Raw genomic sequence first — 18,221 nt, forward strand, 5'->3', positions numbered from 1 at the left:
GCACCGGTCGATTGGGAAAGGACGTTCAGCCGGCGCCCGTTGCAGGCACCCCGGCCGCGAGCTCCTCGAACACCGCGCGCACGTCGTCGCGTACCGCGAGCGGCGCCGCCTGGCCCATCCAGAGCGACTGCAGGTCGCCGAGGCCCCGGCGGCCGGCCTCGGCGCGGAACCTCCCGGTGAGCCAGTTCTGCACGGGAAACGGCGCGATGGCGTCGGATGCCTCGATCTCGCGGATGACGCGGTTCAGCTTCCCGCGCGCCAGTCGTCCGCTCATGGCGCGGGTGAGCACGGTCTCGTGCGCGGCCGTGTCGCCGATGGCCGCGCGATGGGCGTCGTTCGCGGCCGACTGACGCGTGCGCAGGAACGCCGTGCCCACCTGCACGCCCGACGCGCCGAGCGCCATCGCCGCGGCGACGCCTCGGCGATCGGCGATGCCGCCCGCCGCGATGACCGGCACCGACACGGCGTCGACCACCTGCGGGACGAGCGCGATCGACCCGATGAGCGACTGCTCGGGCTCGCGCAGGAACGACACCCGGTGTCCGCCCGCCTCGAGCCCGGTCGCGACGATCGCGTCGACGCCGCTCACGTCGAGGGCGACGGCCTCATCGACCGACGTCGCGGTGCCGACCAGGCGGATGCCGCGCGCCCGCGCGCTCTCGACCACGTCGGCGGGCGGCACGCCGAACACGAAGCTCGCGACGGCCGGCCGAGCCTCGAGCACGGCCGCCCACTGCTCCTCGAACGACGGGAGGTACGACGCCGGTGGCTCGGTCGGCACGGGAAGCCCGACCTCGTCGAAGAACGGGCGGAGCGCGGCGACGGTGCGGTCGTACTCCTCGCGGTCCAGCGGGGCGTCGGTCGGAGCATCCGTCAGCGGAAGCCACACGTTGAGGTTGAACGGGCGGTCGGTCGCTGCGCGCAATGCTGCCGCCGTCTCGGCGATGCGGCCGGCGTCGTAGCCGTAGAGCCCGAACGAACCGAGTCCGCCGAGCTCGCTCACCGCCGCGGTGAGCTCGACCGACGACAGGCCGCCGAAGGGGCCGAGCACGATCGGATGCTCGACGCCGAGCAGTTCGGTCAGCCGCGTCGCGCCGTTCGCCATGTCAGTCCTCCACCGTCCCGGGCCGCACGCCCCACTCGTCGGCGCGCCGGGCGCCGCAGTTCCAGCACGTGCCGCCCTCGATGAGGGCGCCGCACTCGGTGCACGTCGCGGCGAGCCAGCACACGGCGCCGTCGAGATGCTCGCTCGAGGGAGCGCTCGTCAGATTCGAGTCGTCAGGGGTCGTCATCGTGGCACCTCGGTCCGACCCTACGCCCTGGCGCGCGTGCGACTCCGAGCTCCCGCGCAACCGCTATGCGTGCACCGAGGCCGCCTCCGCGTGCCCGACACGCGTTACCTCCCCGAACAGCGCGTCCACGACGAACGCGGCATCCCGGTCCATGCCGATGAGGGCGGCCGAGGCCACCGAGTACTGGAACTCCATGCCGACGAACGCGAGCCCGGGGCATCCGGTGACGACACCGCGGGTCGTCTCGGGCTCGCCGTCGGGACCGACGATGCCGTCGATGCGAAGCCACGACAGGTCGGGCCGCGAGCCCGTGCACCACACGATTGTCGTGGCGTCGACGATCGTGCCGTCGTCGAGCACCGGATGCCCCGCCTCGACGCCGCGCACGCGTCCGACCTGCACGACGCCGGCGCGCTCGAGGTCGCGCAGCGAGTTCCGGATGAGCATCACGCCGTGCCCCCGCTCGCTGGCCAGCATGCGCCGGCCTCGCTCGGTGTCGATCGTGATGCGCCGGAGCCGACGGAGGAAGATGCCGCTCATCGCGTTGCCGATCGGAGTGTCGATGTCGACCGGCACGTGGCCGGGGTGGCGGCCCGCCAGCGTCACGGCGCGCCCCGCTCGGGCGGCGTCGAGTGCGACATCCGTGCCCGAGTTCGCGGCACCCACGACGAGCACCGGCCCGTCCGCGAACTGCTCGGGGCCCCGGTAGTCGAGCGAGTGCAGCTGGCGGATCGACGGATCGAGGCCGGCCGCGAACGCCGGCGTGACCGGGATGCGGTGCGCGCCCGACGCGACGATCACGCGCTCGGCGAGCACCTCGTCGCCGACGGCGAGCTCGAGCCGGAAGCGCCCGTCGGGCTCCCGGTTCAGGGAGGCGACGCGCGCGGAGGTGCGCACGGGCAGGTCGAACCGTCGGGCGTAGCCCTCGAGGTAGTCGCCGAACTGCGCGCCGGTCGGGTACTCGAACCGGCCGACGTCGAGGAGCAGGCCGGGCAGGCTCGCGAAGCGTCGCGGCGTGAACAGCCGCAGTGAACGGTAGCGCTCGCGCCACGCGTCGCCCACCCGGGCGTGCTCGTCGAAGAGCTCCAAGCGGATGCCCCGGTCGGCGAGCCGCTTGCCCACGATGAGCCCGGCGGCGCCCGCGCCGATCACGGCGGTGTCGAGAACGGTGATGGACATGGCGGCCTCCTCTGGCTTCGTACGCTGCTGCGTCTCTGACGCGAAGGTACGGATGCCGCGAGGCGGCGGCGTCGGCAGAAATGACCAATTCCGGGCACGGGGGTGCCGTGCGTGCGGGCCGCCGCCGGCGCCCGGATGCCTCAGGCGGTCGCGGCGAGCCCGTGCTCGAACGCGAATGCCGTGGCGCCTGCGCGGTTGGCGACGCCGAGCTTCGCGAGGATGTTGCTCACGTGCCGGGCGACGGTGCGCTCGCTGAGGAACAGCTGATCGGCGATCTCGCGGTTCGACCGCCCGCTCGCGATCAGGCGGATCACCTCGACCTCGCGGCGGGTGAGGCCGCCCGCGGCGTCCGATCGCGCGCCCGGCACCGCGATCCGCTCGAGCCGGGCGAGGTCGGGCGCCGCGCCGAGGTCGGTGAGGACCGTGCGGGCGGCGTCGAACTCGAGCTGGGCGGCCTCCTCATCGCCGAGGGCGCGGCTCGCGCGGCCGAGGAGCACGCGCGTGATCGCGGCGTCGTACGGGGCGTCGAGCCGTCGCCATGCGGCCCACGATCGGCGCAGCAGGGGCAGCGCGGCATCCGGGGCATCGGTCGCGAGGTGCACGCGGGCCTCGGCACGGTCGGCCTGGGCCTGCAGGTAGGGGGTTTCGAAGGTGTCCGCGAGGTCGCGCAGAGCCGCAGCCGCACGTTCGGCGACGACGCGGTCGCCGCCGTCGAGCTCGAGCTCGACCTGCGCGGCGAGGAGTTCGGTGCGCGTCCGCGGTGCAGGGCCGCCCTCGAGGGCCCGCGCGACCCCGCTCCGTGCCGCCGCAGCGCGGCCCGCGTCGCGCCGGAGCAGGGCGAGCCCGGGCTGCACCTCGCGGCCGAGCGCGCCGGCCTGCCGGTAGGCGTCCTCGGCCTCGGTGGCGCGGCCCGCCAGCCGGTGCAGCTCGCCGAGACCGTAGACGGCGTTCTCGAGCGTCTGCTCGCGACGCTCGCTCAGCGTGACCTCCGACAGGGTGACGGCCGCCTCCGTCCACTCGCCCACGAGCTGCAGCACGGTCGCGCGATGCACCGAGCACTCGCCACGGAACGGCTCGAGTCCGCGCTGCGCGTCGCACCAGTCGCTGAGGTCGCGCGTCCACACACGCGCTCGCTCCACGTCCCAGCGATCGAGGCAGCTCGCGATGACCGCGCAGTACGCCGGGCCCGCCACCCGGTCACTGACGCCCTCGGTCGAGATCGTCAGCATCACGCGGTCGAGGCAGGCGAAGCCCGCACGCGGGTCGCCGCTCGCGACGAGCGACCGACCGAGCGCCATGGTGGCGAGCACCTCGAGATCGAGGTCCCCGGCCGAGTGCGCGAGCCGGATCGCCCGGCCGCTGAGCTCGACCGACTCCTCGACGCCGCCGAACTCGAAGGTGGCGACGGCACGGCAGAGCAGTGCGGCGGCGCCCGACCGTGCCGTCGGGGTGTCCCCGGCGAGGTCGATCAGCCGCGCCATCCAGGCGCCGGCCCGCACGTAGTCGGCATGCTGGCCGAGCGTGTAGCAGAGCCAGAACGCGCAGCGGATCGCGGCATCCGTGTCGCCGGCGGCGAGATAGGCCTCGTGCGCGTCGCTCCAGGCCTGCACGGAGTCGGCCTCGCGTCCGAGGAACCACGCCGCGAGGCCCAGCTCGTCGAGCTCCTCGGCGCCGAGCGCCTCCCGCCCGGCGGAGAGCTCGTCGTAGCGGGCCACCCAGTCGACCGCCCGCGCCGCTCCAGCGGTGGGCATGCTGCCAGTATCGGCCCGACCCGGTGGCGCGACAACAATTCCACGCCCGATGTCGATCTGTGCACGAGGTCGTTCGACGTCCAGAATGAGACGGATCGTCCGCCTCGAAACGGCCCAGGAGAAGGATCCGCCATGCGCACCCTCATCGTCACCGAGTTCATCACCCTCGACGGCGTCGTCGACTCCCCCGGAGGCGGCGACCACCCGCGTGCGGGCTGGACCTTCAAGGAGGTCCCGTTCGTCGAGGAGGCCTACGAGATCAAGGGAACCGAGCAGGAGGAGGCCGGCGCCCTGCTCATCGGCCGCCAGAGCTACGACGAGTTCGCGCCGATCTGGCCGAAGATGGACGAGTTCGCCGAGTACAACGCGATGCCGAAGTACGTCGTGTCGACCACGCTCACCGACCCCGAGTGGAACAACACCTCCGTGCTGCGCTCCCTCGACCAGGTGGCCGCGCTCAAGGAGGGCGACGGCGAGGGCACGATCCTCGTGCACGGTAGCCCGACGCTCGCGCAGGCGCTCGCCGAGGCCGGTCTCGTCGACCGCTACCACCTCCTGCAGTTCCCCGTCACGCTCGGCGAGGGCAAGCGCCTCTTCAACGGGCGCGAGCAGGGCACACTAAAACTCGTCGAGTTCGAGGCGTACCCGAACGGCGTCGTCAAGTACGTCTACGACGTCGAGCGCTGACTCGCAGCAGCGCAGCGGTGCAGCAGCGCACGGCGAGCGGATGCCGCGGGGCGACCTCGCGGCCTCCGCTCGGTCGCGCCCGCCGCAGTCCCGCTGCCGGCCGAAAACCAACCGACGTTGGCTATCTCCAGCCATCTGAGCTATCCTCGCCTGCACCGGGGGACGTCGTCATGATCGCCATGACGGAAATCGAGGAGAACATGATCTACGAAGACCGGGACCGCCTCCTGCGTGCCCTCCGGACCAACGCCGAGGACGTCACGCGGCAGCTCGAGACCGACGAGGCCGCTCGCGGCTGCGCCGAGGCCCTGCTCGCCGGCGACCTCGACCTGGCGCGGCTGCACGCCGGCCGCTACGCCGCCCTGACGCGGGAGCCCGCGATCGCGTAACGCGTGATCGGATGCCGCGGGGCGCGACCCCGCGGCATCCGCTCGCTCGCCCTCGGTGCCGAAGTGCCGAAGTGCCGAAGTGCCGTCACCGACGCGGCGCCGCCACCGACTCCCGCTCGATGAGGTGCTGGTCGAGCACGCGCGTCACGGGCGGTGCGCCGTCGCCGCCGATGCGTCGGATGAGCAGCCGCGCGGCCTCCGCGCCGATCTCGTGGATCGGCTGCGCCATGACCGTGATGGCGGGCGTCGTCGCGCCCGTCCAGTCCGCATCGTCGAAGGCGACGAGCGACAGCTCGCCGGGGATGCTGCGGCCGAGCGCTCTGGCGACCCGGAAGACCCCGAGCGCGATGAGGCTGTCGGAGGCGACGATGGCCGTGATGCCGGCGTCCTCGTCCTCGAGGAGGCGTCGCGCGAGCTGCTCGACCCCCTCGCGTCGCGCGTTCAGGTGGACGAACGCCGCAGGATCGGCGACCCCGGCCTCGGAGAGCACCGAGACGAACCCCTCGACGCGCTCGGCCACCGAGGTCGAGCCCAGCACGTCGCCGGCGCGGTAGCCGTCGGGGTGCGCGATCGTCGAGATGAACGCGATGCGCCGATGACCCGCGGCGGTGAGCAGCGACGTGAGCCGGCGGGCGCCGCTGCGATTGGCGGCGATCACGGTGTCGACCTCGAGCTCGGGGGCGGCGCGGTCGAAGAGCACGAGCGGGCGGCCGGAGTCGAGCACGGTGCGGAGGTTCGCGGTCTCGACGGATGACGCGGGTGCCACGAGCAGTCCGTCGACGCGCTTGGCGAGTTGCACGCCGATTGCCTTGGCCTCGGTGTCGCCGTCCTCGTCGGAGTTCGAGAGGATCAGGTCGAAGCCGGCGGCGTTCGCGACATCCGCCGCACCGCGAGTGGCCTGCGCGAAGAACGGGTTCTCGATGTCGCCGACCACGATGCCGAGCGTGTTCGAGCGCCCGGTGCTCATCGTCTTCGCCAGGGCGTTCGGGCGGTAGCCGAGCTCTTCAGCGGCGGCGAGCACCCGATCGCGTACACCTTCGCTGACCGCGCCGTAGTCGCCGAGCGCCCGCGCCGCCGTCGCCTTCGACACCTTCGCCGCCGCCGCGACGTCGCTGACCGTGACCTCACGGCGTCCGTTCGACTCGCTCACGTCACCTCCGAGAAAAGTTCAGGACATTGGGTTGACGCGATTCCGATCCTCGCGTACTGTCCCAGAAAACGAACTGAGACCGGTCTCAACATACCGGATTGAGACCGGTCTCAACAAGACATCACCGAAGCAGCCGGGCACGGAGCACCAGAACCGGGCTTGCGCAACGGGATTCCCGGAATCGAACCACCCGCACGACCATTCACAGCAACGAGAGGACCATCGTGAACATCCGCACCACCCTCCGCCGCACGGCCATCGCGGCCGTCGCCGCGGCGTCGGCCATCGCCCTCGCCGCCTGCTCGTCCGCCGGCGCCGCGACGAACGACTCGGCCGCCGAGGACAACCCCTATCACCTGATCACGCCCGGCCAGATCCGGGTCGCGAGCCTCGGCGACGCGAAGCCCTACACGTTCACCGACGAGAACGGCGAGTTCACCGGCTTCGACGTCGAGCTGTTCACGGATGTGGCCGAGCGCATCGGCATCGACGACGTCGTGTTCACCGGCCAGGACTTCTCGGGCCTGCTCGCCGCCGTCGCCAACGGCCAGTTCGACGTCGGCGTCGCGGCCATCGGCATCACCGACGAGCGCAAGGAGACGGTCGACTTCTCCGAGGGCTACCTCGCGGGCTACCTCACGGTCATGTCGAGCCCCACCGCGAACATCTCCGACGAGGGCGACCTCGCCGGCAAGCGCCTCGGCGTGGTGCAGGGCACCCTGCAGGAGGCGTACGCGGTGAAGAACTTCACCGAGACGGAGCTCGTGCGATTCCCCGACAACAACGCGGCGATCTCCGCCGTGAACTCGGGCAGCATCGACGCGCACTTCCTCGACTACGAGGCGGCGAAGGAGTACTCGGCGCAGTACGGCCTCGAGAACGCGATCGACATCCCGTCGTTCGACGCTCCGGCCGGCTTCGCGATCGCGAAGGGCAACGACGAGTTCAAGGCCGCGCTCGACAAGGCGCTCGCCGCCGCGATGGAGGACGGCACCTGGAAGGAGCTCTACGAGAAGTGGTTCCCGGGCTCGCCGATGCCCGACCAGTACCTCCCGAAGGCCGAGCAGACCGAGGCCCCGGCGCAGTAGCCGGACCGGCGGTGCGGGTCGGCCCGGTCCCCAAGAGACCTCGCGCGGCCCGCACCGCCCCCACCGTTCCCGCGAACGAAAGCGATTCGAACCATGGACTGGCTCGACAACATCATCAGGACCTTCTTCGACTTCGAGGCCATGTGGCAGGTGTTCCCGCAGCTGCTCGGCATCGGACTGGTCAACACGCTGGTCATCTCGATCTGGGCGACCGTCATCGGCATCGTCCTCGGCATGGTCATCGCGATCATGGGCATCTCGCCCTCGCGGTGGCTGCGCATCCCGGCGCGCGTCTACACCGACATCTTCCGCGGCCTGCCGGCGATCCTCACGATCCTCCTCATCGGGCAGGGCTTCGCCCGATTCAGCCAGCAGCTGTTCGGTCCGTCGCCGTACCCGCTCGGCATCCTGGCCCTGAGCCTCATCGCGAGCGCCTACATCGGCGAGATCTTCCGCGCCGGCATCCAGAGCGTCGACCGCGGCCAGCTCGAGGCGTGCCGCGCGCTCGGCATGAGCTACGGCAAGGCCATGCGGCTCGTCGTCGTGCCGCAGGGCGTGCGCCGCGTGCTGCCCGCGCTGGTCAACCAGTTCATCGCCATCGTGAAGGACTCCAGCCTCGTCTACTTCCTCGGCCTGCTCGTGTCCGAGCGTGAGCTCTTCCGCGTCGGGCAGGATGCCGCCGTGCTCACGGGCAACCTGTCGCCGCTCGTCATGGCCGGCCTCTTCTACCTCGTCATCACGGTCCCCCTCACGCACCTCGTGAACTACTTCGACAACCGCTTCCGCACCGGACGCCGCAAGGCCACCCCGCCGAAGAGCGGCCTCGACGAGGTCGAGGAGCAGCGGGCGACGCCGGTCGCGCTCACCTACGGAGAGAACTCATGACCTACACCTCGCCCGTGCCCGTCACCGACGGCCACTTCTACGAGGGCTCGAGCCTCGAGCTCGTCGACCTGACCATGGCCTACGGCGACATCGAGGTGCTGCAGGACGTGAGCCTCACCGTTGCGCCCGGCACCACGACCTGCATCATCGGGCCCTCGGGCTCGGGCAAGTCGACGCTCCTGCGCGGTGTCAACCGACTGCACGAGCCCAAGTCGGGCGACGTACGGCTCGCCGGCGACAGCGTGCTGAAGCAGAAGCCCGACACCGTGCGCAAGCGCATCGGCCTCGTGTTCCAGCACTTCAACCTGTTCCCCGACCACACCGCGGAGCAGAACGTCGCGCTCGCGCTGCGGAACGTGAAGGGCCTCTCGAAGGCCGAGTCGCTGCGCATCGCCCGCGAGCGGCTCGCCGAGGTGGGCCTCGCCGAGCGCGCCGACCACCGCCCGCGCGACCTCTCGGGCGGGCAGCAGCAGCGCGTCGCGATCGCCCGGGCACTCGCCATGGAGCCCGAGGTCATGCTGTTCGACGAGGCCACGAGTGCGCTCGATCCCGAGCTCGTCAAGGGCGTGCTCAACCTCATGGCCGGCCTCGCGCAGCGCGGCATGACCATGCTCGTCGTCACGCACGAGATGGGCTTCGCCCGCAAGGTCGCCGACCAGGTCGTCTTCATGGACGAGGGCCGCGTCGTCGAGTCCGGCCCGCCCGCGAACCTGTTCGACCGCCCGCAGAGCGAACGCCTGCAGCGCTTCCTCTCGGAGGTGCTGTGATGGCGGATGCCGCGCGCCCGCCGATCCGGACCGCGGTCATCGGATTCGGCACCTCGGGTCGCATCTTCCACGCGCCGTTCCTCGCGGCGAACCCCGACTACTCGCTCGACGCCATCGTGACGCGGGACCCGTCGCGCAGCGCGGCGGCGGCCACGCGGCATCCGGGTGCCCGCATCATGGCGACGCCCGACGAGCTGTTGGCGGATGCCGCGGAGTTCGACCTCGTCGTCATCGGCTCGCCGAGCGGCACGCACGCCGCCCTCGCCGACGAGGCGCTCGAGGCGGGTCTCGACGTCGTAGTGGACAAGCCGTTCGCGACGACGGCCCACGAGGCTCGCGGCCTGATCGCCGAGGCCGAGCTGCTCGGCCGGCGCCTCACGGTGTTCCAGAACCGGCGGTGGGACGGCGACTTCCGCACGCTGCAGGACCTCGTCGCGGAGGGTGAGCTCGGCGAGGTGCGCCGGTTCGAGTCGCGCTTCGAGTGGTGGCAGCCCGAGCCCGCCGCGTCGTGGAAGACCGAGGCGTCGGCGGCGGAGGCCGGCGGCATCCTCTACGACCTCGGCACGCACCTCATCGACCAGGCCGTGCAGTTGTTCGGGCCGGTGTCCGACCTCCACGCCGAGATCGCCCGCCGTCGGCCTGCGGCCGCAGCCGACGACGACGTGTTCCTCGCGCTGCAGCACGACTCGGGCGTCACCTCGCACCTCTGGATGAGCGCCGTCGCCCCACTGTCCGGGCCGCGCTTCCACGTGCTCGGCTCGCGCGCCGGCTACACCACGTGGGGGCTCGACGTGCAGGAGCCGTCGCTCCTCGCGGGCGCGCTGCCCGGCGACCCCGGGTTCGGCGAGACGCCCGAGGCCCGCTGGGGCGTGCTCGGCGCCGACGGCGAAATCCGGCGCGTGCCAACCCAGCGCGGCGACTACGGCGAGTTCTACCGCCGGCTCGCCGTCGCGATTCACGACGGGGGACCGCTGCCCGTCGACCCCGCCGACGCCGTCGCGGTGCTCGAGCTCATCGAGCGGGCGCACGCCGCGGCATCCGTCAGCGCCTGACGCCCCGGCCCGCAGAGCCGCCCTCGGGTGGCTCCGACCGCCGACCCGACCCTCGAGACCGACGTTCGACACCGACTTCGACCACAGGAAGCGAACCACCAGCATGACCATCACCCAGCCCACCCACGTCGCCGTCATCGGCGGCGGCATCCTCGGCGCCTCGACTGCCGCCCACCTCGCCCGCGGCGGCGCCCGGGTGACGCTGCTCACCGCCGGCGCGCTCGCCGACGGGGCATCCGGTCGCTCGATCGCCTGGCTCAACTCGTCGGGCGACCGCTCGGCCGAGTACCACTACCTGCGCCTTCTCGCGCTCGACCGCTACCGCACGTGGAGCGCGCAGCACCCCGAGAGCCGCGCGTACCTGCGCTTCGACGGCGCGCTGAAGTGGGCGGCACCGGGCGAGAGCTTCGCCAAGACCTTCGCGTTCGAGCGGGCCGGCGGCTACGACGCGATCTGGGTCGACCGGGCCGATGTCGCCCGCGTCGCCCCCGACGTGGATTCTTCCGCAGTCGCCGAGGAGGGCGCGATCTTCAATCCCGGCGAGGGCTGGGTGAGCCTGCCCGACCTCATCGCCGCGCTCGTCGAGGAGGTCGTCGCCGCGGGCGCGCAGGTCGTCGAGCAGGCCGGCGACGTGCGCGTCGACGTGCAGGACGGTGCCGCGACCGGCGTGATCCTCGGCGACGGCACGCGCGTGGCCGCCGACCGGGTCGTGCTCGCGACGGGTCCGGCGGTGCCGGCCGACCTCGCCTCGCTCGGCGTCGCGGTTCCGGATGCCACGCCCGCCGCCTTCGTGCTGTTCACCGACCCCGTGGACATCGAGGTCACGACCGTGCTGAACACGCCCCGCGTCGCCGTCCGTCCGACGCCCGACGGGCGGCTCGTGCTCGACGCGGACTGGGCGGAGCAGTCGGTGCTCGTCGGCGACGACGGGGCGATCACCGTGCCCGAGGAGTCCGTGCAAGGCCTGCTCGACGAGGCGTCGAAGGTGCTCGCGGGCAATCCGCAGCTGACCGCGCATCACGTCGGCGCTGGGCTGAAGCCCATCCCGGGCGATGGCGAGCCGGTCGTCGGCGCGGTGCCTGCGATCGACGGCCTCTTCGCGGTGTTCACGCACTCGGGCGCGACGCTCGGGCTCGTGCTCGGCGAGCTGCTGGCCGAGGAGATCCTGACCGGCACCCCGTCGCCCGTGCTGACGGCCTTCGGCGTCGACCGCTTCGACGCCGAGGTCGTTCCCGACGCCGTGGGCACCGGCGCGTGGGCGCCCGTGGCGCAGCAGTAGGCGGGTGAGCGGATGCCGCGGGGCTTGGGGGGACGCGGCATCCGCTCGCTCGTGGGCTATGGGATGTTGGTGAAGACGGCATCCTCGTAGGCGAAGCTCGGGGCGACCTGCATCGTGAGCGACGCCGGGTCGGCGACCGACCAGGCGGTGCGCCAGGTGACCGACTCGCCCGGCAGGATCACCGTGGTCGGCGGCACGCCGACGTCCTCGCCGTCGCCCGTGATGTCGAAGATCTGGCTGGCCTCCTGGCCACCCGACGACAGCTGCGCGAACGGCAGCGGCTCGAGGTTCTCGGTCGAGTTGTTCGTGATCGTCATTGTGAAGACGATGTTGTTCGGGAGCGTCGCGCCTGCCGCGAACTCCGTCGGCGTGTAGGGCTCGGGCGCCGAGACCGTCAGCTCCACGTTGTCCTCCCACACCATGGTGTCGCCGAAGGCGAGGTTGCCGACCGGTGCGGTCTCGGGCTCCTCGGCCGGCTCCTCCTGGTCGAGCGGCGTCTCGGCCGCCTCGGATGCCTCGGCGATCGCGTCGTCGAACTCCTCGACCGCCTGGTTGACCGCCCCCGACACCACGACGACGAAGATGACCACGCCGACGATCGTGCCGACGACCGACAGCGCGAGCGCGGTGATCGCCGGCCACTTCGCGCCCTTCAGGAAGAATGCGACGATCGAGAGGATGAACGCGATCGGCAACAGCACCCAGCCGACGATGAAGACGCCCGGGATGCACGCGAAGATGAAGCCGACCGCCGCGACCACGAGCGCGACGATCGCGAGCACGTGCGGTTTCGTCGAGGGTGCAGCGCCGGGCTGCTCCGCGACCGCGACCGGCGCGCCGGTGGCGGCGTAGTACGGCTGGGCCTGCCCGGCGGCGGGCCCGTACGGCTGCGTCGGCGCGGCGGGCGCCGCCGGGATCGGCGGCACGCCGCCCGCGTCAGGCGGAGCGAGGGCGACCGGCGGCACGACCTCGGTGGGCGACTCGCGCCACGTGGTGTCCTCGGGGAGCACGGCGGTGTCGCCGGCGGATGCCGCGTCGGCGGGCGCGGTGGTCGCCTCACCCGGCGCCGCGGCCGCCGGGCCGGGCGCCGTGTGCTCCGTCCACGCGTTCCCGTCCCAGTAGCGGAGGTCGCCGGATCCGTCGGGGTACCAGCCTGCGGGTATCCGTGCGTCAGTCATGCCTTCGATGCTGGCAGAGGGCCTTCGGCGCGTGGGGGACGGGCCCGCCCCAGATCGGGGTACATGTGCCCTCTGCAGAGTCGGTCGCAATGTTCACGAGTAAACAAATCGACCTTCACGAGTAAACAAATCGACAAATCGACAAATCGACAAATCGACTGGTCGACGAATTCCGTCCTGCGCCGGAGGGAACCTCCCCCCCTGCCGCACCGACACGCCCCGCCGTTGCCGGGAGGGCCCGCCCCGGGATAGGTTCGGCCCGCCGGGGAGGAACGACATGGGGACTTCGAACGACAGCGTCGGCGCGGCATCCGTCGACCTCGACCAGGTGCGCGCGCTGCTCGTGAGCTATCACGACAACGCCTCGATCTCGCGGGCGAAGGTGCTGCCGGCGCGGGCGCTCGCCGGAGCGGCGTCGCACGGCATCACGATCTCGAACAGCGTCGGGTTCCTGTTCTCCGTCGACGACCACCTCAACGAGACGGCGGCGCTCGATCCGATCGTCGGCGACCTCCGCGGCATCCCCGACCTGTCGGCCGCGGCGATGCTCGACCCGGCGACCGGGCTCGCGTGGGCGCCCGCCGACCTGCACACGCTCGAGGGCACGGTGCATCCGACCTGCACGCGCTCCGCGCTTCGCCGGGTGGCAGCGGATGCCACGGCCGCCGGCCTCGACTTCCTGATCGGGTTCGAGCTCGAGTTCACGCTGTTCCGCGGCACCCCGGCCGAGCCCGAGCTCGCCGCGCAGGGGCCGGGGTACTCGACACGCGCGACCCTCGACGTCGAGGCGTGGATGCTCGACGTGCTCGACGCGCTCGACACCGCCGGCGTGCCGGTCGCGCAGTTCCACCCCGAGTTCGGACCCGCCCAGTACGAGCTCGCGCTCGCGCCGCGCGACCCGCTGCGCGCGGTCGACGACCTCGCGCTCGCGCGCATCGTGATCCTCCGCACGGCCGCCGCGCACGACCTCCTCGTGTCGTTCTCGCCCGTGCCGCTCGTCGGCGGCGCGACGAACGGATGCCACGTGCACCTGTCGGCGACCCGCGACGGGCAGGCGCTGCTCGTCGACCCGGCAACCCGGCTCGGCGTCACGTGGGAGGGCGGGCACCTCATCGCCGGCATCCTCGACCGGCTCGAGGAGGGCGTCGCGCTCCTCGGCGGCAGCGTCCTCTCGTTCGTGCGCCTGAGCCCGCGCAGCTGGGCCGGCGCCGACATCTGCTGGGGACCGGCGAACCGCGAGGCGGCGATCCGCTACGTCACCGGGCAGACTGTCGACGTGCTCGCGCATGCCAGCCAGGCGAACCTCGAGGTGAAGCCGATGGATGCCGCGGCGAACCCGTACCTCGCGGTTGCGGCGGTCCTCGCGGCGGCCGTCGACGGCGTGCGCCGCAGCGCGCGGCTGCCCGAGCCGGTCGAGATCGACCCCGGACGGCTCACCGACGAGCAGCGTGCGGCGCGCGGCATCCGTCGCCTGCCCGCCGACCTCGCGGCGGCGCTCGACCTGCTCGACGGGAGCGCGTTCTACCGCGAGGTGTTCGGCGACGTCCTGCTCGACGCGTACGTCGCGGTGCGGCGGCACGAGGCCGACGCGTACGGCGGACGCCCGCCCCAGAACGTGGCCGACGCCGTGCGCTGGCGGTACTGAGGTGGCCGCTGCCGCGGGTCGTCCGGCCGAGCTCGACGCGCCCGTCGTCGTGGACTTCCCGCTGCGCGGCGAGGGATGGATGGCGGTGACGACGCCCGCCTACCGCGTGCCGAGCCACGGCACGGACATGCTCGGGCAGCGCTACGCGTACGACTTCGTGAAGGTCGACGACCGGCCCGGCGTGCACGTGCATCCCGGTGGGCCATGGCGCACCGAGACGGTCGGCGGTCGCACGCGCGAGTGCTATGCGTGGGGCCAGCCGATCCACGCGCCGTTCGACGGCGAGGTCGTGGCCGCGGTCGACGGCATGGCCGAGCGCGAGTGGATCGTGCCGACGGGCGAGATCTTCCGCATGCTCAAGAACGCCGTGACGTTCACGCCCGATAAGCTGCCGTCGATCATGGGGAACCACGTGATCCTGCGCGCGACCCTGCCTGCGTCCGGTGGGCGCGAGGTCTACGCGGGTTTCGCCCACATCGCGCCCGGCACGGTCGCGGTCGAACCGGGACAGCGCGTCGCGGCCGGCGACCTGCTCGGGCGCGTCGGCCACACCGGCAACTCGACGTCGCCGCACCTGCACTTCCAACTCATGGACTCGCCCGACCTCCTGTCGGCGAACGGCATCCCGTGCGCGTTCCGCGCCTACGAGGTGCAGCACGACGGGGTCTGGGACCCGGTCGCCGACGGGGTGCCGGGGCGGCGCGAGCGGATCCGGTCGGTCGCTACGGCACGTTCGTGAACGTCGCGTTCGCGTAGGCGAAGCTCGGCGACGCCTCCATCGTGAGCGAGGCCGGATCGGCGACCGACCACGCGACGCGCCACGAGAGCGAGCCGCCCGGCGGCACGATCGCGGTGGGCGGGATGCCGACGTCGTCGCCGTTGCCCTCGAGGTCCTCGCCGACGTCGAAGATCTGGCTGGCCTCCTGATCGCCCGACGTCAGCGTCGGGAACGGCACGGGCTGCAGGTTCTCGGTCGAGTTGTTCGTGATCGTCATCGTGAAGACGACGTTGCTCGCGAGCGTCGAGCCGACCGCGAACGCGCTCGGCGTGTAGGCCTCGGGCGCCGAGACCGTGAGGGCGACGCCGTCGTCCCAGGTCATGGTGTCGCCGAACGCGAGGTTCCCGACGGGCGCGGCCGGTTGCTCGGGCTCGCCGAACGGGGAATCGTCGCCGGGCTGCGGGATGTCGGAAGCGTCGGGGATCGCGTCGTCGATCGTGTCCCACACGTCGCCGAACGAGCCGATGAGCGCGTTGACGAACACCACGATGCCGACGACCGTCGCGACGATCGAGATGACGAGCCCCGTGACGGCCGGCCACTTCGCGCCGCGCGCGAAAAGCCCGACGAGCGACAGCACGAACGCGACGGGCAGCAGGATCCACGCGATGCCCATCACGTCGGGGATGCATGCGAACACGAACCCCGCGGTCGCGACGACGAGCGCGATGATGCCGACCACGTTCGGCCCCGGGTTCGACGGCTCGGTGAACGGATGCTGCGGCGCCATGACCATCGTCGGCTGCGGGCCGTACAGCGGGCCGTTCTGCCCGACGTACTGCGCGCCGTAGTCCTCGGTCGGCGCGGTGGGGCTCGCCGTGAACGCGCTCAGGTCGGGGTCGTCGTATCGCGCGGTCGGGTCGTTCCACCCGCTCGGCACGGTCGCCGTGTCGCCGTACCCGGATGCCGCCGGCACGCCCTCCCCGTACGCGGATGCGTCGCCCGTCGCTGCGCCCCCTCCCCAGACATACGGGATCGTCGGCCCGTCGAACGGGACGGTCGGGTCGTCGTTCCCGATGGGCGTCGTCGCCGTGGCATCCGCCGGCGCGGTGTACTGCGTCCAGGCCTCACCGTCCCAGTACCGCCGCCCACCCGAGCCGTCTTCGTACCACCCGGCCGGGGCCTTCGTCGGGTCGCTCATGCCTCGATCGTGGCAGACGCGGCGCCCGCCGGTTCGGAACGTTGGCAGATCGGTATCTGGGCAGCTGGATGCCGAGGACCGCCGGTGCCCGCCGCAGTCCTATCAGCCGGCGTCGTCGGAGTCGACGGCGGCGACGAGGGAGTCGACCGCGGTCAGCAGGTTGTGGAGCGCCTGGCGCTCGACGGAGTCCTCGGGCAGCTTCTGGATGTCGTAGCTCGCGAGACTCGCGGCCTCACGCGCCTTCGAGATCGCCGCCTGCGCTTCGAAATCGGCCACGGTGGTTCCCCCTTCGTGTCCCGGCGGCCGGGCGCCGCCGACCCGTCCACGGTACTCCTGCAGGATGCCGCGGCATCCGGTGAAGTTGGGGCATGCCGGGCCGCGCGGCTGCGGCGATGGTGGTTACGCCCTACCATCAAACGTGCGCGGGTGCCCCGCCCGCCGCATCCGAACATCCAAGCCCGCAGTCCCCACCAGTTCCGCCGACCCGACGGACCAGCCGCCCCCTGGAGCACGGTTGACCGCCCCCGCCGAAGACGAGCACGTGTCCGGATTCGGCGCGCCCTCGGCGGAGCTCGAGCGTCCGGGGGAGCGTTCGCGCCGAGCCGGTGCGCACGCGCGGCGGCCCGAGGTTGCTCCGGTCGAGGCGCCGCGGCACCCGCTGCCCGATCGTCGCCGTTACTTCCTGAGCTCGTTCGAGCCGAGCGGCGACTACGACGCGGTCATCGTCGCGGTGACCGACGGCTCGCGCCGCCGGTACTTCACGACCCGCGACGGCGACAACCTCACCGAGGTGGACGAGGTCTCGTTCGAGCGCCGCCGCGAGAGCGGCACGCGCTCGCTGCTCGAGCTCGACGAACGCGAACTCGGCGAGCTCGAGGCCGAGCTGCGCTTCGTGCGTCCGGTGCGCGGGCGGGATCCGATCGCCGAAGTGGACGGGGTCGACGCCGACGCCCACGCCGATGCCGATGGCGACGAGTCGGAAACCGTCGTCGAGTCGGCGGCGGAGGTCGAGTGGACGGCGGTCAGGGTCGAGTGGACGGCGGCCGAAGAGGCCGAGTCGGAACTCGAGCCCGCCCCCGAGCGCGAGCCCGAAGCGACGACCGAACCGGAGCCGACCGACGAGCCTTGGGATGCCGCGAACGGCGAGCCCGCAGTCGACTCGACGCCGGACGAGGCATCCGAGGGCACCGGCGACCACGCTGTCGATGCCGACATGTTCGAACCGCTTCCTGCTACGGAACCCCAGGCATCCGATGCACCCGAGCCCGCCGAACCGACCGACCGCACCGACGAAGGGGAGACCGACGACGTGGACCCGATGACCGAGGAGTTCGAGACGATGATGATGGAGTCGACGACGGCGACGGTCGAGCGGCCGTTCGCGGCGGCATCCGACGCCACCGGCATCGCGGAGCCCGCGCCCGCGCCCGCGCCCGCACCTGAGGCGGCCCTGTCACTGACGGCGGCCGAGGCGATCGCGCAGGTCTCGCTCGCGAAGGGGATCGCGTTCGTCGCGCACCGCGGCCAGCTCGACCGCAGCGGACTGCCGTACATCGACCACCCCGGACGCATCGCCGAGCGTTTCGACCCGGTGGCCGAGCCCGTCGAGTCCGCGGCTGCGTGGCTGCACGACGTGCTCGAGGACACCCCCGTCACCGAGCAGGAACTGCTCGAGGCCGGTGTGCTGCCCGAGATCGTGGTCGTCGCCCAGCTGCTGACGCGCCGACCCGAGGTGTCGCCCGACGAGTACTACGCGCGCATCCGTCGCGACCCGATCGCCCTGCGGGTGAAGCTCGCCGACATCGACGACAACACGTCGGCGTGGCGCCTGCGCCGGCTCGACTACGACATGCAGGTGCGCCTCGCGGAGAAGTACCGGTACGCGCGGCACGCGCTCGGCGCCGAGTAGCGCCCGCCGCCGCACCTCGCGTTCCGCCCGCGGTGCGGATTCGATGCGCGC

General features: G+C 72.2%; 18 protein-coding genes. 10 read left to right on the top strand and 8 right to left on the bottom strand.

Going from position 1 to position 18,221, the window contains the following annotated elements; all coding sequences use genetic code 11:
- Positions 1 to 25: 25 nt before the first annotated feature.
- The 4 genes from ACFVN5_RS04330 to ACFVN5_RS04345 all read right to left on the bottom strand — a co-directional run bounded on the left by ACFVN5_RS04330 (position 26) and on the right by ACFVN5_RS04345 (position 4,222).
- On the bottom strand, positions 26 to 1,105 hold the full coding sequence (locus ACFVN5_RS04330; protein WP_376953453.1) for an NAD(P)H-dependent flavin oxidoreductase: 1,080 nt from the start codon (positions 1,103 to 1,105) through the stop codon (positions 26 to 28).
- Position 1,106: 1 nt separating this feature from the next.
- The gene (locus ACFVN5_RS04335; RefSeq protein WP_376953454.1) at positions 1,107 to 1,292 is read right to left on the bottom strand and encodes a hypothetical protein; all 186 of its coding nucleotides are present in this window, start codon (positions 1,290 to 1,292) and stop codon (positions 1,107 to 1,109) included.
- A gap of 63 nt (positions 1,293 to 1,355) precedes the next feature.
- A complete protein-coding gene (locus tag ACFVN5_RS04340) occupies positions 1,356 to 2,471 on the bottom strand; it encodes a flavin-containing monooxygenase (protein ID WP_376953456.1) in 1,116 nt (371 codons plus the stop codon).
- A 140-nt stretch (positions 2,472 to 2,611) separates the two neighbouring features.
- A complete protein-coding gene (locus ACFVN5_RS04345) occupies positions 2,612 to 4,222 on the bottom strand; it encodes a LuxR C-terminal-related transcriptional regulator (protein ID WP_376953457.1) in 1,611 nt (536 codons plus the stop codon).
- Positions 4,223 to 4,354: 132 nt separating this feature from the next.
- Here ACFVN5_RS04345 and ACFVN5_RS04350 point away from each other — a divergent pair, with 132 nt between their 5' ends.
- Together ACFVN5_RS04350 and ACFVN5_RS04355 are read left to right on the top strand one after the other, a co-directional pair.
- Entirely contained in the window at positions 4,355 to 4,909 is a 555-nt protein-coding gene (locus ACFVN5_RS04350) for a dihydrofolate reductase family protein (protein WP_376953459.1), read from the top strand.
- Positions 4,910 to 5,088: 179 nt separating this feature from the next.
- Complete coding sequence (locus ACFVN5_RS04355; protein ID WP_376953461.1) at positions 5,089 to 5,298, top strand: hypothetical protein; 210 nt, start codon at positions 5,089 to 5,091, stop codon at positions 5,296 to 5,298.
- Between the two features lie 85 nt (positions 5,299 to 5,383).
- Here ACFVN5_RS04355 and ACFVN5_RS04360 read toward each other — a convergent pair whose 3' ends face one another.
- Positions 5,384 to 6,448: a LacI family DNA-binding transcriptional regulator gene (locus tag ACFVN5_RS04360; protein WP_376953462.1), complete on the bottom strand. Its 1,065-nt coding sequence runs from the start codon at positions 6,446 to 6,448 to the stop codon at positions 5,384 to 5,386.
- A 224-nt stretch (positions 6,449 to 6,672) separates the two neighbouring features.
- Between ACFVN5_RS04360 and ACFVN5_RS04365 the strand changes: the two genes are divergently transcribed.
- The 5 genes from ACFVN5_RS04365 (at position 6,673) to ACFVN5_RS04385 (ending at position 11,519) form a co-directional block, all read left to right on the top strand.
- The gene (locus tag ACFVN5_RS04365; protein ID WP_376953464.1) at positions 6,673 to 7,536 is read left to right on the top strand and encodes an ABC transporter substrate-binding protein; all 864 of its coding nucleotides are present in this window, start codon (positions 6,673 to 6,675) and stop codon (positions 7,534 to 7,536) included.
- A gap of 93 nt (positions 7,537 to 7,629) precedes the next feature.
- A complete protein-coding gene (locus ACFVN5_RS04370) occupies positions 7,630 to 8,421 on the top strand; it encodes an amino acid ABC transporter permease (RefSeq protein ID WP_376953466.1) in 792 nt (263 codons plus the stop codon).
- Positions 8,418 to 9,188: an amino acid ABC transporter ATP-binding protein gene (locus tag ACFVN5_RS04375; protein ID WP_376953467.1), complete on the top strand. Its 771-nt coding sequence runs from the start codon at positions 8,418 to 8,420 to the stop codon at positions 9,186 to 9,188. The genes ACFVN5_RS04370 and ACFVN5_RS04375 overlap by 4 nt, the downstream gene beginning before the upstream one ends.
- The gene (locus ACFVN5_RS04380) at positions 9,188 to 10,240 is read left to right on the top strand and encodes a Gfo/Idh/MocA family oxidoreductase (RefSeq protein WP_376953469.1); all 1,053 of its coding nucleotides are present in this window, start codon (positions 9,188 to 9,190) and stop codon (positions 10,238 to 10,240) included. Before ACFVN5_RS04375 ends, ACFVN5_RS04380 begins: the two co-directional genes overlap by 1 nt.
- A gap of 103 nt (positions 10,241 to 10,343) precedes the next feature.
- Entirely contained in the window at positions 10,344 to 11,519 is a 1,176-nt protein-coding gene (locus tag ACFVN5_RS04385; RefSeq protein WP_376953471.1) for an NAD(P)/FAD-dependent oxidoreductase, read from the top strand.
- Between the two features lie 56 nt (positions 11,520 to 11,575).
- Here the strand turns inward: ACFVN5_RS04385 and ACFVN5_RS04390 are convergent, their stop codons facing one another.
- The gene (locus tag ACFVN5_RS04390; RefSeq protein WP_376953473.1) at positions 11,576 to 12,697 is read right to left on the bottom strand and encodes a DUF2510 domain-containing protein; all 1,122 of its coding nucleotides are present in this window, start codon (positions 12,695 to 12,697) and stop codon (positions 11,576 to 11,578) included.
- Positions 12,698 to 12,974: 277 nt separating this feature from the next.
- Here ACFVN5_RS04390 and ACFVN5_RS04395 point away from each other — a divergent pair, with 277 nt between their 5' ends.
- Both ACFVN5_RS04395 and ACFVN5_RS04400 read left to right on the top strand, forming a co-directional pair.
- Positions 12,975 to 14,342 (top strand): hypothetical protein, encoded by a 1,368-nt coding sequence (locus tag ACFVN5_RS04395; protein ID WP_376953475.1) that lies wholly within the window; start codon positions 12,975 to 12,977, stop codon positions 14,340 to 14,342.
- A gap of 1 nt (position 14,343) precedes the next feature.
- Entirely contained in the window at positions 14,344 to 15,081 is a 738-nt protein-coding gene (locus ACFVN5_RS04400) for a M23 family metallopeptidase (RefSeq protein ID WP_376953476.1), read from the top strand.
- Here ACFVN5_RS04400 and ACFVN5_RS04405 read toward each other — a convergent pair.
- Both ACFVN5_RS04405 and ACFVN5_RS04410 read right to left on the bottom strand, forming a co-directional pair.
- Positions 15,065 to 16,261: a DUF2510 domain-containing protein gene (locus ACFVN5_RS04405; RefSeq protein WP_376953479.1), complete on the bottom strand. Its 1,197-nt coding sequence runs from the start codon at positions 16,259 to 16,261 to the stop codon at positions 15,065 to 15,067. The genes ACFVN5_RS04400 and ACFVN5_RS04405 overlap by 17 nt on opposite strands.
- Before the next feature lie 102 nt (positions 16,262 to 16,363).
- Positions 16,364 to 16,537, bottom strand: coding sequence for a hypothetical protein (locus tag ACFVN5_RS04410; protein ID WP_376953480.1), 174 nt, complete (start codon positions 16,535 to 16,537; stop codon positions 16,364 to 16,366).
- Positions 16,538 to 16,775: 238 nt separating this feature from the next.
- On the opposite strand from ACFVN5_RS04410, the gene ACFVN5_RS04415 reads away from it, so the two are divergent.
- Complete coding sequence (locus tag ACFVN5_RS04415; RefSeq protein WP_376953482.1) at positions 16,776 to 18,170, top strand: hypothetical protein; 1,395 nt, start codon at positions 16,776 to 16,778, stop codon at positions 18,168 to 18,170.
- Positions 18,171 to 18,221 lie beyond the last annotated feature (51 nt).

The organism is Agromyces sp. NPDC057865 (assembly GCF_042796995.1).
In the GTDB taxonomy this organism is placed as follows: Bacteria; Actinomycetota; Actinomycetes; order Actinomycetales; family Microbacteriaceae; genus Agromyces.